We start from the raw sequence: 12,667 nt of genomic DNA on the forward strand, positions 1-12,667 counted from the left end.
AGCATGACGACCAGGTCGCGCCCCCCCCCCCCCCCGTCGCCCCCCCGCGACAGCGCGGCGTGCACGTCGTCGAGGGAGCGCTCCGGCTGGAACGACTGCCAGTCCAGCGCGGCCACCAGCACCATGCCCACCAGCGCGGCCGCGGTCAGCGGCACGTCGATGCCGTCGCTGAACTCCCCGCTCGCCACGCCCTCGCGCAGCACGCCCTCCACCACCGCCACGGCCTCCTGCCGCACCACCAGCAGCGTCGACTGCCAGGCTCGGTTGGTGCGCCACAGCTCGGCCACGTACAGCTGGGTGAAGGCCGGGTAGCGGTCGATGAACACGAGCCCCGCGCGGATCATCGCGTCCAGGGCGTCGACCCGGCCGCGGCCCTCCCGCGCCGTCCGCTCCGCCGCCTCCCGCAGCGAGGCGGTGAGCAGCCCGACGCCGTGCCGCAGCAGCTCCTCGAAGAGGACGGACTTGCTGGCGAAGTTGTAGTAGACCGTGCCCTTCGCGACGCCGGCCCGCTCGGCGATCTCGTCCACGGTGGTGGCGGAGAAACCCTGCTCGGCGATGAGGGTGACGGCCGCCTCGTACAGCTTCTGCCGGGTGGCCTCGCGACGGCTGCTGCCCGGCGCGGCGGTGCTGCTGCTTTCCATGGTCCAGATTCTCACAGCACCGCTCGCGCCGCTGTGACCGCAGGGCCCGCCCACCGGCCGACCCGAACTGTCGCTCGAATCAAAAGTCCAGGTCAGAACGGATTGTCAGTGCCATACCTCACGATGGGCACATACGGCACCTCCTGCCAGGACGTGCCGTCCAGGAGACGACAGGAGGATCGTCATGGCCCACTCGTCCGCAGCCGCCCCCCGGCGGCGCCGCGCAGCCGGCCCTGCACCCTCACTGACCGGCCCGGCGAGCGACGTGCACCCCGTGCTCCGCCGGGCGACCGCCCCGCCCGCCGCCCTCGACCTGCTCGCCCAGGCCCGCGCCGGCCTGGAGGAGGCCACCACCCTCGCGACACCGAACGAGCGGTACGCGACGGCCCACCTCGCCGCCCTGCGCACCGCGGCCGCGGTCCTCGCCGCGCGGGGCCGCCCGGAGACCACCCCGCGGGGCCGGGCCCGCATCCGCAGCGCCTGGGAAGTGCTCTCCGAGATCGCGCCCGAGCTGTCCGACTGGAGCGCTCTGTTCGCCGCGGGCGCCCGGCGCCGGGCCCGGGCCGAGGCGGGCATCCAGGGCGCGGCGGGCCGCCGGGACGCCGACGACCTGATACGCGACGTGGCGATGTTCCTGCGCCTCGTGGAGCGGACGCTGGTCCTCCAGCCGGTCCTGCCCCGGCCCCGCCCGGACTCGGACCAGCCGGATCCCGACCTGCCGGACACGGGATGAGCAGCGCGGGGCACCGGGCGCCACCTTGTGGGCGCGGCGGAGGCAATAGGGTGGGAGGCGCCTGAAGCCTCCCCCTTCCCACGCCGGGCGGGGGCGGCAGCCCGTTCGCTCCGCCCGAGTCCGAGGCGGTGCCGCGCCGAGGAGTCAACTGCCGTGTCGGACCCGATGCGCCCGCCCGTCTCCCACCCCAGCCCGAACCCCGGGTCGCCGCGCTCCGAGCCCTCGCGCTCCCGGGCCGCCCTGCGCACCGCCGTGGTCTGGGACGTCCTCCAGGACGCCCTGGACCGCCGGGTGAAGGCCACGGGCCGCCAGGCGCTGGACGTCCTCGACACCGGCGGCGGCAGCGGCAACTTCGCGGTGCCGGTGGCCCGCCTCGGCCACCGCGTCACCGTCGTCGACCCGAGCCCCAACGCCCTGTTCGCCCTGGAGCGCCGCGCCGCCGAGGCCGACGTCGCCGAACGCGTGCGGGGCGTTCAGGGCGACGCCCACGGCCTCTTCGACGTGGTCGAGCGCGGCGGCTACGACGCGGTGCTGTGCCACGGCGTCCTGGAGTACGTGGACGACCCCGCCGAGGGTGTCCGCAACGTGGTCGCCGCCCTGCGCGCCGAGGGCGTCCTCAGCCTGCTCGCCGCGGGCCTCGGCGGCGCCGTGCTCGCGCGCGCCCTCGCCGGGCACTTCACGGAGGCCCGGCAGGCCCTCGACGACCCGAACGGCCGCTGGGGCACGGGTGACCCCGTGCCGCGCCGGTTCACCGCCGGCCAGCTCACCGGACTGGTCGAGGCCGCGGGGCTGCGGATCGGCGCCGTGCACGGCGTACGGGTCTTCGCCGACCTCGTTCCCGGCGTGCTGGTGGACACCGAGCCGGGCGCCATGGACGCCCTGCTGAAGCTGGAGGCCGCGGCGGCCGAACTCGCCGCGTTCCACTCCGTGGCCACTCAGCTTCATGTGCTCGGTGAGACCGCAGGGACCGACGAGGCCTGAGCGACCCGGTGAGGTACGCCGCTGATCAGGGGCGCGACTGCACATGGAGTACGCCACAGGCCCCCCGAACGGGGGCCACTCGCCGTATGATCGAGGGAGACGGCCCCGCATGACGGGTCGGCCGCTGGGGAATGGGAACTTCAGCGAGCCGGCGCGGCCATGACGGAGTCCGGTTGGCCAATTGGCGCAGAGGGGCGGGTTTCACGGGGGCGATTCCCTGCCTATCCTGAAGGGACCCCCCCGGGTCGCCCCGGCGACTGCACGATGAGGAGGACTCCGTGCCGCTCTCGGAGCACGAGCAGCGCATGCTCGAGCAAATGGAGCGAGCGCTGTACGCCGAAGATCCCAAGTTCGCGACAGCGCTCGAGGGAAGCGGGCTGCGTACGTACACCCGGCGACGGGTCTACCAGGCGGTCGCGGGCTTCCTCGTAGGTATTGCGCTCCTCATGGCCGGTATGGTCGCCCAGCAGGTGTGGCTCAGCGTGGTGGGCTTCCTCGTCATGCTGGGTTGCGCGGTGCTCGCCGTGACCGGCTGGCGCAAGGCCCCCAAGCCGGGCGAGCAGCCGGCTGCCGGTGCCGGACCACAGGCCGCGGGCCGCCAGCAACGCCAGAAACGCTCGATGATGGACCGCATCGACGAGCGCTGGCAGCGCCGCAGGGACGAGCAGCAGGGCGGCCAGTAGCGCGCCCGAGCAACCGCTCACCAGGACATCCGCGTGAGGGGGTGACCACCGTCCGGGTGGTCACCCCCTCACGCGTGCGTACGGGTGGTCGCGCCCGCGCGCCGCGCCGCGCCGCTCCCTCAGCCCCGCTGCCCCGTCGTCTTCCGCGGGGCCGGCCCCGCCGCCGCGGCACGCCGTTTCAGAGCCGTCCACCGGTCCGAGAGCGTCCAGACCACCCGTACGGTCGAACGCGGGGCGATCCGTGCGCGCAGCCGCGTGCCACGGCCGACCGCCTCCCGCAGACCAGCCGTCGCCCGTCGGACATCCTCGGCGAGCCCAGCCGCCAGGCGCGGTCGGGGCGCGTAGAGGACCTGCTCCACCGCGTCCGCCACCCGGTGCACCGCCGCCGCGGCCGTCGGGTCGAGCCGGCCCAGCCGGACGATCCTGGCCGCCGCCTTGCGGGGCGTCTGCGACTCCTCCGGCGGAATCCCGTGGTCCCACGCCGTGTCGGCCAGCTCCTGCCAGACCGCCAGGGTGTGCGGGCCCGCGTCCGCCTCGGCGCGGCCGTGCGCCCCCAGCCGTCTGGCCCGGGTACGCAGCCGCCACAGCATCGGTGACAGCGGGAGCAGCAGCACCAGGAGACCCGCCAGCGCCCAGGCCGGCGCCTCGTACCACTTCGGTCCGCCGCCGTCCGAGACGGGCACGGGCAGCGCGGACTCGGTGTCGCAGGCGTCCAGCTTCTTGTCCTGCGCCGAGCAGCTCTCGCTCGTCGACGGCGCCGCCGACGGCTCCGTCTCGCTGTCCTGCGACGGCAGGGCCGGGTCCGGCACCGAACTGCCCGGCGTGTCCGGCAGGGTGTACGCCGGGGTCGAGCCACGCGTCGGCGTCGGCTCGAAGCGGGTCCAGCCCACGCCCTCGAAGTACACCTCGGGCCAGGCGTGCGCGTCCCGCAGCCCCACCGACACCGAGCCGTCCGCCTGCGGGGAGCCCGGCGCGAAGCCCACCGCGACCCTGGCCGGAATGCCCAGGGACCGGGCCATCGCCGCCATGGCGAAGGAGAAGTGGACGCAGAAGCCCTCCTTGTCCTTCAGGAACCGGGCGATCGCCTCCGAACCACTGCCGACGCCGACCTCGGTGTCGTACTCGAAACCGCCGTTGACCGCGAAGTACTCCTGGAGCTTGACCGCCTGCTCGTAGGGGTTCGCCGCGCCGGCGGTGACCTCGCGGGCGGTCCTGGAGACCAGCTCGGGCAGCGAGTCCGGCAACTGGGTGTACTCGCGCTTCAGCGCGGCCGACGGCGACGGCGCGGCGGCGAGCTGCTCCGCCGTCGGCTGCACGTTCAGGCTCCGCACCTCGTACTTCAGCCCGCGGGTGTTCTGGCCGTGGTCGCCGACCAGGGTCATGCCGACCGGTTCGTACCGCCAGTTGCCCGCCACGCGCACGCCGCTGGGCGGGTACGGCATCGGCAGCCAGTCCTGCGCGTACCAGTCGGCCGCCGAGATGAAGGTCCGGGTCTCGTCGCGCTTGATGTCGGGGCCCAGGCCGGAGGGCGTGGGGAACGAGCCGTTCGGTACGGCGGTGATCTGCCGCTTGGACGGCTTCCAGGTGGTGCCGTCGAAGTCGTCCAGGGACACGATGCGCAGGTACAGGTCCGACAGGTCGTTCGAGTCCGTCTCGACGGAGAGGACCTGCCGGTTCTCGTCGACGTTGAGACTGTCCCGCAGGGAGACCAGCGGGTTCACCGCGGAGATCGTGCCGCCGCCCCCGGTCCCGGAGCCGACGCCCGTCCTGGCGCTGTCCAGCAGCCCGCCGTTCATCGCGGGCAGGGCGAGCGGCACCACCAGGGCGATGCCCAGCGCGAACGCGCCGATACGCCGTCCGGTGCGGACCGGGGCGACCGCGCCGCCCTGCTCGGCACCCGGAGCGCGCGCCGCACCGCCGAAGACCCGGCCCCACTGCGAGAGCCGGTCACGCCCCTCCGCCAGCAGCAGCGTCAGATAGCCGACCGCCGCCACCAGGAACCACAGCCAGTCGGCGCCGCCCTCGGACAGCCCCGCGGCCACCGAATAGAGCGCGAGCAGTGGGAGGCCGGCCGGCGCCGCGCTGCGGAAGGTCACCGCGAGGGTGTCCACCAGCAGCCCGATCACCAGGACACCGCCGACCAGCATCAGCCGGATGCCGTCGGACTCCAGCGGCGCCGGGATGGCGTACCGGGCGATGTCGTCGCCGCCCTGTTGCAGCAGGTCGCCGAAGCGCTGGATGGCCTGCGGGCCGGGGATCAGCCCCGCGAACGCCTGCTGCCGGGCGAAGACGAGGGTCAGCAGCAGCAGCGTGACCAGGGCCTGCACGGCGATGGTCAGCGGCCGTGCCAGCGGCACCCGGCGCGCCACCGCACCCACCACGGCCTGCACCGCGAGCAGGACCGCGGCCTGCAGGATCCAGGTCGCCGGTTCGACCAGCGGCAGCAGCGCGCACGCCGCCATCAGGGTGGCGGCCCACGCGCACACCGCCAGCCGCGCCCGCCCGCTCATCGCGTCCCCTCCCCGCCGGTCGCCGCCGCGAGGGCGGTGCGTTCCCGGTCCGCCAGGCGCCACAGCTCCTCCAGGGTGGCGCCGTGCGGGACGCTCACTGCGGTCCAGCCCGCCTCGCGCAGCATCCGCAGCCGCTCCTCGCTCCTGTCCGACGGACCGGGCACGTCGGCCGGTTCCCGCGCCCAGGCCCCGCTGTCCAGGACGAAGGCGACGGCACCGCCGCTGCGCTGCCGCATCCTGGCGGCCACCGTGGCCTGCTCCTCGTCGAGGTCGCCGAAGAACGCCACCAGCAGCCCCTCGTTACCGCCGCGCAGCAGGTCGTAGGCGGGGGACAGGCTCGTGCCGTCCGAGTGGTCGATCACCGCGAGGGTGTCCATCATCAGCCCGGCCGCGTCGGCCGTGCCCTGGCTCGCGCCCGCGAAGCCGTCGGCGCCCTCACCCGGCACGGAGTTGCCGGTGTCCATGAGCAGCCGGACGGAGAAGCCCCGCTCCAGCATGTGCACCAGCACGGACGCCGCGCCCGACACCGCCCACTCGAAGGGCGAGTCGGGGCCCGCGCCCTCGTAGGCCAGGCCCCGGGTGTCAAGGAGCACCGTGCAGCGGGCGCGCTGCGGCTGCTCCTCGCGGCGCACCATCAGCTCGCCGTAGCGCGCGGTGGAGCGCCAGTGCACCCGGCGCAGGTCGTCGCCGTAGCGGTACCCGCGCGGGATCACGTCGTCGTCGCCCGCCAGCGCGAGCGTGCGCTGCCGCCCCTCGCCGTACCCCTTCGCCTCACCGCTGAGCCGCACCGGCGGCAGCGCCGCCACGCGCGGGATCACGGTCAGGGTGTCGTACGTCGAGAAGGACCGGGTCAGCTCGCACAGTCCGAACGGGTCGGTCAGCCGCAGTTGCAGCGGGCCCAGCGGAAAGCGGCCGCGCAGGTCGGAGCGGACCCGGTAGGACACCTCGCGGCGACCGCCCGGCTCCACCCGGTCGAGCACGAAGCGGGGCCGGGGGCCCAGCACGTAGGGCACCCGGTCCTGGAGCATCAGCAGCCCCGTGGGCATCCGCGAGACGTTGTCGACGCGCAGATGCACCCGGGCCTCGCTGCCCGCGGGCACCCGCTCGGGGGAGAGCCGGCGGCTGCCCGCCACCCGGTAGCGCGTGCGGTACAGCACGGTCGCGCAGACCAGGGGCAGCACACTCAGCAGCAGCCCGACCCGCAGCAGATCGCTCTGCCCGAGGACGTAGGCGCAGACCGCGGCGGCGATGCCGGCGGCCAGGAAGGAGCGGCCACGGGTGGTCAGACCCGTCAGGGCGGTGCGGATGCCGCCGCCCTCGCCCCGGTCGTCCTGCGACCGGTCCGTCCCCCCGGCGTCCATCAGAAGCTCCGCGGCGGCTGCTGCGGGTACGCCGGTGCGCCGCGGCTCATGCCGAAGCCCGTCTGCTGCTGGGGTGGAGCGGGCACCGGGGTGCGCTGGAGGATCTCCTGGACGACCTGTTCGGCGCTGCGGCGGCCCAGCTGGGCCTGGGCGGTCGGCAGCAGCCGGTGGGCCAGCACCGCGACCGCGAGGGCCTGCACGTCGTCCGGCAGCGCGTACTCCCGGCCGCTCAGGGCGGCGGACGCCTTCGCCGCGCGCAGCAGGTGCAACGTGGCGCGCGGCGAGGCGCCGAGTCTGAGGTCGGGGTGGCTCCGGGTGGCCGCGACCAGGTCCACGGCGTACCTGCGGACCGGCTCCGCGACGTGGACGCCGCGGACGGCCTCGATCAGCTTCAGGATCTCGTCGGCGTGCGCCACCGGCTGGAGGTCGTCCAGCGGGTTCACCCCGCCGTGCACGTCGAGCATCTCCAGCTCGGCCTCCGGGCTGGGATAGCCGATGGAGACGCGGGCCATGAAACGGTCGCGCTGGGCCTCGGGCAGCGGGTAGGTGCCCTCCATCTCGACCGGGTTCTGCGTGGCCACCACCATGAAGGGGCTGGGCAGCTCGTAGGTCTGGCCGTCGATGGTGACCTGCCGCTCCTCCATCGACTCCAGGAGCGCCGACTGCGTCTTCGGCGACGCGCGGTTGATCTCGTCGCCGATCACCACCTGCGCGAAGATCGCGCCGGGCTTGAACTCGAAGTCCCGTCGCTGCTGGTCCCAGATGGACACTCCGGTGATGTCGGAGGGCAGCAGGTCCGGCGTGAACTGGATCCGGCGCACGGAACAGTCGATGGACCGCGCCAGCGCCTTGGCCAGCATGGTCTTGCCGACTCCCGGGACGTCCTCGATCAGCAGGTGCCCCTCGGCGAGCAGCACGGTCAGCGAGAGCCGCACGACCTCGGGCTTGCCCTCGATCACGTCCTCGACCGAACCACGCACCCGCTCGGCGACAGCGGTCAGATCGTCCCCCACCCGCGCATATGCCCGGTCGGGGGTGCCCCCATGGTTCGCCTGATCGTCAAAGGTCGTCACCCGGCCCTCCTCGGCCTTTCCCCGCACTTCCACCCCGAATCACGGACACCGCACGGAAAAAGTTCCGCGCGGCACCACTTCCCGCATTCTTGCTGCCGTTACCGATTCGTGTCACTCGCCTGTGGACAACTGGCCGCGATATGTCAGGCCTTGCGCCCTTTGCGGTGCTTGGATCAGGCGGGGACGACCTCGCGCAGCAGTCCCATCTTCACGTCGTAGACGAAACCACGTACGTCGTCGGTGTGCGGCAGGAACGGCGAGGTGCGCACCCGTTCGATCGACTGGCGCACATCCTGGTCGACGTCCTGGAAGGACTCCACCGCCCAGACGGGACGCTGACCGACCTCCAGTTCCAGCTCGTGCCGGAAGTCCTCGGTGAGGGTCTCCATGCCGCACGCCGTGTGGTGCACGAGGACCACGCCGGTGGTGCCGAGCGCCCGCTGGCTGATGGCGAGGGAACGGATCACGTCGTCGGTGACGGCGCCGCCGGCGTTGCGGATGACGTGGCAGTCGCCGTTGCGCAGGCCGAGCGCGGCGGTCACGTCCAGGCGCGCGTCCATGCAGGCCACGACGGCGGTGTGGAGTGCGGGGCGGCCCGCCAGTTCGGCGTCGGAGAAGTCGGCGGCGTAGCGCGCGTTCGCCTCGACGAGCCGGTCGGTGGCGGAGTCGGAGCCTGCGGGAACCGATGCAGAAGTCGTCATAACCATGACGTTACTGGTCACCGATGGTCCAGGCCCGCCGTGAAGAGGGACAAAGAACGTCAACGAGGCTTGTTGTGAGCCACTCCACAGACCCGTACGGGTGCCTCCTTGCGAGTGAAGAACCGGCCCACGCCGATTCACGCGGTCCGGCGGCGTCCGCGACGCGCAGGCCGGTTGATTGACCGGGCGACAGGGTGGACTAAAGTGACGCGAAGCGGGAGGCGAGGCTCTCCCTGCTGGACTGAATTCCCCGGAGACCTGGGCGACGCCCCGCCAGTTCTCCCCACGTGCGCGGCGCGTACGTACGGCTCGGCCTCCTCCCGCTCCCGGCCGGCCGACGCCTCCGGCGCCGGCCGGGCTCCCCTTCACGAGCGAGCGGGAGGGGACCCGGCGGTGCGTGACGCCGCGCCGGACCTGAGAGGCCGCCCCACTTGAGCCAGAGTCGACACGTCCCGGTGATGCTCCAGCGGTGTCTGGACCTGCTGGCGCCCGCCCTGAAGGAGCCGGGGGCCGTGGTCGTCGACTGCACACTGGGACTCGGCGGGCACAGCGAGGCGCTGCTCGAACGCTTCCCCGAGGCCCGGCTCGTCGCGCTCGACCGGGACAAGGAGGCCCTGCGCCTGTCCGGCGAGCGGCTCGCCCCGTACGGCGACCGCGCCACCCTCGTGCACGCCGTCTACGACGAGCTGCCCGACGTACTCGACCGGCTCGGCATCCCGCGCGTCCAGGGCGTGCTGTTCGACCTCGGCGTCTCCTCCATGCAACTCGACGAGGCGGACCGCGGATTCGCCTACGCCCAGGACGCCCCGCTCGACATGCGCATGGACCAGACGGCCGGCATGAGCGCCGCCGAGGTCCTCAACACCTATCCACCCGGCGAACTCGTCCGCATCCTGCGGGCGTACGGCGAGGAGAAGCAGGCCAAGCGGATCGTGTCCGCGGTCGTGCGCGAGCGTGAGAAGGAGCCGTTCACCAACAGCGCCCGGCTCGTGGAGCTGATCCGCGCCGCGCTTCCGCAGGCCGCCAAGCGCACCGGCGGCAACCCTGCCAAGCGCACCTTCCAGGCCCTGCGCATCGAGGTCAACGGCGAGCTGTCCGTCCTGGAGCGGGCGATCCCGGCCGCCGTCGAGGCGATCGGCGTCGGCGGGCGGATCGCGGTGCTGTCCTACCAGTCCCTGGAGGACCGGCTGGTCAAGCAGGTCCTCGCGGCCGGTGCGGCCAACACCGCGCCGCCCGGTCTGCCGGTGGTCCCCGAACGCTACGCGCCCCGGCTCAAGCTGCTCACGCGCGGTGCCGAACTTCCCACCGAGGAGGAGATCGCCGAGAACCGGCGGGCGGCACCGGCACGGCTGCGCGGCGCCGAGCGCATCAGGGAGTCCATCGGGTGAAGCGAGTGAGGCAGGCCAGGCACGGTGGCGGACGGTCCACCCGGGCCGGGGGGAGGGCCAGTGAGTAGGAAACCCGAACTGAAGGGGAGGGCGGCCCGGCTGACCCGGCTCCTCCCGCCCGGCGGCGGCCGCGGCCAGGCGGCCCGGGCGCCCTTCGTCCTCCTGGTCGTCGTCCTGCTCGGTGGCGGTCTCATCGGGCTTCTGGTGCTGAACTCCGCCCTGAGCGAGGGCTCCTTCCAGCTGGACGACCTCAAACAGGAGACGAAGAACCTCACCGACCAGGAGCAGGCGCTCCAGCGGGACATCGACGCCTACTCCGCCCCCCGGGCCCTCCAGCGCCGCGCCCGCGAGCTGGGCATGGTCCCCGGCGGCGACCCCGCCTTCCTCGGCCCCGACGGCACCGTCAAGGGCTCGCCCAGCGCCGCGCCGACCGGGACCACCCCGCTGGTCCTCGCCCCCGAGGCGCTGACCGCGCCGCCCGACGGCGTGCCCACGCTCACCCCGTGGCCCATCGGCACCCAGCCGCCCCCGGCCCCCTCTGCTCCCTCCGCCACACCCGCCACCCCCACCGCAGCGGCGACGTCCACCCCGAGCCCGACTCCGACCCCGACTCCCGGCAGGTGACGGAAGTGTCCGACAGGGAACCGCCGCGCCGCCGTGTGCCCGGACCCACGAGGCCCGTCCGTCCCGGCGGACGGCGGCAGCCCGGCCCCGGCGCCCGGCCCGCCCGCCGCCCCGGCCCGCCCCGGCCGGCCGCGCCCCGCGTCATCCGGCTGGGCAGCCCCCGCCCACGCCTCAGGATGATCGGCCTCGCGCTGACCCTCGTGCTGGCCGCCTTCGTCGTACGGCTCCTCCAGGTGCAGGCCGTCGACGCCGGCACCTACTCCGCCAAGGCCGAGCAGAACCGCTACGTCGTCCACACCCTGCCCGCCGAGCGCGGCGGCATCACCGACCGCAACGGCGTCGCCCTCGCGACCACCGTGGACTCCTACGACATCACCGCCGACCCCACGATGTTCACCCGCGAGCGGCTGAAGGTCGACGACGGGCCCGAGCAGGCGGCGGCGCTCCTCGCGCCCATCCTCGGCCAGGAGCAGGAGGACCTGGTCGAGCGGCTGCGCCCCGGGAACAAGGAGCTCCGCTACGTCCGCCTCGCCCGTCGGCAGACCCCGCAGGTCTGGAACCAGATCAAGGACCTGAAGTCCGCGCTCACCACGAAGGCGGAGACGGACAAGTCCGTGGTCAACGCCCTCGCGGGCGTTTTCGCCGACCCCAGCAGCAAGCGCGTGTACCCGGGCGGCGACCTGGCCGCCGGCGTCCTGGGCTGGGTCGGCGCCGACGGCAAGGGCGGCGGCGGCCTGGAGCGGCAGCTGGACAAGACGCTCGCGGGCGAGGACGGCAAGATCCGCTACGCGCAGTCCGGCGGCCGCCAGGTCCCCACCGCCGGTTCCACCGAGACACCGGCCGTGCCCGGCAGCGACGTCGAGCTGACCATCGACCGCGACATCCAGTGGGCCGCGCAGGACGCCATCAGCGAGCAGGTGGAGAAGTCCAAGGCGGACGGCGGCTACGTCATCGTCCAGGACACCGCCACCGGCGAGATCCTCGCCATGGCCAACTCGCCGGGCTTCGAACCGGGCGACCTCGCCCACGCCGACCCGGACGCGCTGGGCAACGCAGCCCTCCAGGACGCCTTCGAACCCGGCTCCACCGCCAAGGTGATGTCGATGGCGGCCGTACTGGAGGAGGAGGCCGCCACCCCGGGCACCCACATCACCGTCCCCAACCGCCTCAAGCGCGGCGACCGGCTCTTCAAGGACGACATCGACCACCCGACCTGGTACCTCACGCTCAACGGCGTGCTCGCCAAGTCCAGCAACATCGGCACCATCATGGCCACCGGCGAGCTGGGCAAGACGCAGCCGGAGGCCAACAAGGTCCTCTACTCCTACCTGCGCAAGTTCGGCCTCGGCGGCTACAGCGGGCTCCACTTCCCCGGCGAGACCAAGGGCATCCTGGCGCCGCCCGACCAGTGGTCGACCTCGCAGCAGTACACGATCCCTTTCGGCCAGGGCGTCTCCGTGACCGCGCTCCAGGCGGCCTCCGTGTACTCGACCATCGCCAACGGCGGCGTCCGCGTCGAACCCACACTCGTACGCGGCACCAAGGACGCCGACGGACGCTTCACACCGTCCCCGGAGCCCGGGAAGAGCCGCGTGATCAGCGAGAAGACCGCGAAGACCCTGTCGCAGATGCTGGAGTCCGTCGTCGACGACGAGGAGGGCACCGGCACCAAGGCCCGCATCCCCGGCTACCGCGTGGCGGGCAAGACCGGCACGGCCAACCGAGTGGATCCGGACACCGGCAAGTACCGGGGCTACACCTCGTCGTTCGCCGGGTTCGCCCCCTCCGACAAACCCCGCGTCACCGTCTACTGCGCCATCCAGAACGCCACCGAGGGCAGCTACTTCGGTGGCCAGATCTGCGGACCCATCTACAAGCAGGTCATGGAGTTCGCCCTGAAGACCCTTCAGGTCCCCCCGACCGGGGCCGAGCCCGCGAGACTCCCGGTCACCTTCAAGCCCTGACCCCCACC

General features: G+C 73.3%; 11 protein-coding genes. 6 read left to right on the forward strand and 5 right to left on the reverse strand.

Annotation, left to right across the window (positions count from 1 at the left end; genetic code table 11):
• On the reverse strand, positions 1-641 hold a 641-nt coding region (locus ACFWR9_RS06525; protein WP_383836456.1), incomplete at its 3' end, for a TetR/AcrR family transcriptional regulator.
• Positions 642-825: 184 nt separating this feature from the next.
• Between ACFWR9_RS06525 and ACFWR9_RS06530 the strand changes: the two genes are divergently transcribed.
• The 3 genes from ACFWR9_RS06530 (at position 826) to ACFWR9_RS06540 (ending at position 3,038) form a co-directional block, all read left to right on the forward strand.
• Positions 826-1,374 carry an SAV_6107 family HEPN domain-containing protein gene (locus ACFWR9_RS06530; protein WP_383836459.1) on the forward strand — a complete coding sequence of 183 codons (549 nt, stop codon included), beginning with the start codon at positions 826-828 and terminating at the stop codon, positions 1,372-1,374.
• 153 nt (positions 1,375-1,527) lie between these two features.
• Positions 1,528-2,355: a methyltransferase gene (locus ACFWR9_RS06535; protein WP_383836462.1), complete on the forward strand. Its 828-nt coding sequence runs from the start codon at positions 1,528-1,530 to the stop codon at positions 2,353-2,355.
• Between the two features lie 278 nt (positions 2,356-2,633).
• Positions 2,634-3,038, forward strand: coding sequence for a spore wall synthesis complex protein (locus ACFWR9_RS06540; RefSeq protein WP_383836465.1), 405 nt, complete (start codon positions 2,634-2,636; stop codon positions 3,036-3,038).
• 119 nt (positions 3,039-3,157) lie between these two features.
• On the opposite strand, the gene ACFWR9_RS06545 is transcribed toward ACFWR9_RS06540, so the two are convergent.
• From ACFWR9_RS06545 to ACFWR9_RS06560, 4 genes are all read right to left on the reverse strand, one after another.
• A complete protein-coding gene (locus tag ACFWR9_RS06545; protein ID WP_383836468.1) occupies positions 3,158-5,548 on the reverse strand; it encodes a DUF3488 and DUF4129 domain-containing transglutaminase family protein in 2,391 nt (796 codons plus the stop codon).
• Positions 5,545-6,909, reverse strand: a complete 1,365-nt coding sequence (locus ACFWR9_RS06550) for a DUF58 domain-containing protein (protein ID WP_383836472.1) — start codon at positions 6,907-6,909, stop codon at positions 5,545-5,547. The genes ACFWR9_RS06545 and ACFWR9_RS06550 overlap by 4 nt, the downstream gene beginning before the upstream one ends.
• Positions 6,909-7,982 carry an AAA family ATPase gene (locus ACFWR9_RS06555; RefSeq protein ID WP_383836475.1) on the reverse strand — a complete coding sequence of 358 codons (1,074 nt, stop codon included), beginning with the start codon at positions 7,980-7,982 and terminating at the stop codon, positions 6,909-6,911. The genes ACFWR9_RS06550 and ACFWR9_RS06555 overlap by 1 nt, the downstream gene beginning before the upstream one ends.
• A 173-nt stretch (positions 7,983-8,155) precedes the next feature.
• Positions 8,156-8,689 carry a beta-class carbonic anhydrase gene (locus tag ACFWR9_RS06560; RefSeq protein WP_383836831.1) on the reverse strand — a complete coding sequence of 178 codons (534 nt, stop codon included), beginning with the start codon at positions 8,687-8,689 and terminating at the stop codon, positions 8,156-8,158.
• 425 nt (positions 8,690-9,114) lie between these two features.
• Between ACFWR9_RS06560 and rsmH the strand changes: the two genes are divergently transcribed.
• From rsmH to ACFWR9_RS06575, 3 genes are read left to right on the forward strand one after another with little or no spacing between them, the layout of a single operon-like run.
• Positions 9,115-10,071, forward strand: a complete 957-nt coding sequence (gene rsmH, locus ACFWR9_RS06565; protein ID WP_383836478.1) for a 16S rRNA (cytosine(1402)-N(4))-methyltransferase RsmH — start codon at positions 9,115-9,117, stop codon at positions 10,069-10,071.
• Between the two features lie 60 nt (positions 10,072-10,131).
• Entirely contained in the window at positions 10,132-10,695 is a 564-nt protein-coding gene (locus ACFWR9_RS06570; RefSeq protein ID WP_383836481.1) for a septum formation initiator family protein, read from the forward strand.
• Entirely contained in the window at positions 10,692-12,659 is a 1,968-nt protein-coding gene (locus ACFWR9_RS06575; RefSeq protein WP_383836484.1) for a peptidoglycan D,D-transpeptidase FtsI family protein, read from the forward strand. Before ACFWR9_RS06570 ends, ACFWR9_RS06575 begins: the two co-directional genes overlap by 4 nt.
• Positions 12,660-12,667 lie beyond the last annotated feature (8 nt).

It is taken from the genome of Streptomyces sp. NPDC058534 (assembly GCF_042717365.1).
In the GTDB taxonomy this organism is placed as follows: Bacteria; Actinomycetota; Actinomycetes; order Streptomycetales; family Streptomycetaceae; genus Streptomyces.

What these genes read in the sequence shown, in the direction of transcription:
- ACFWR9_RS06560 (WP_383836831.1), bottom strand. Translation starts at nt 8,689, where the DNA reads ATGGTTATGACGACTTCTGCATCGGTTCCCGCAGGCTCCGACTCCGCC.
- ACFWR9_RS06550 (WP_383836472.1), bottom strand. Translation starts at nt 6,909, where the DNA reads ATGGACGCCGGGGGGACGGACCGGTCGCAGGACGACCGGGGCGAGGGC.
- ACFWR9_RS06530 (WP_383836459.1), top strand. Translation starts at nt 826, where the DNA reads ATGGCCCACTCGTCCGCAGCCGCCCCCCGGCGGCGCCGCGCAGCCGGC.
- ACFWR9_RS06545 (WP_383836468.1), bottom strand. Translation starts at nt 5,548, where the DNA reads ATGAGCGGGCGGGCGCGGCTGGCGGTGTGCGCGTGGGCCGCCACCCTG.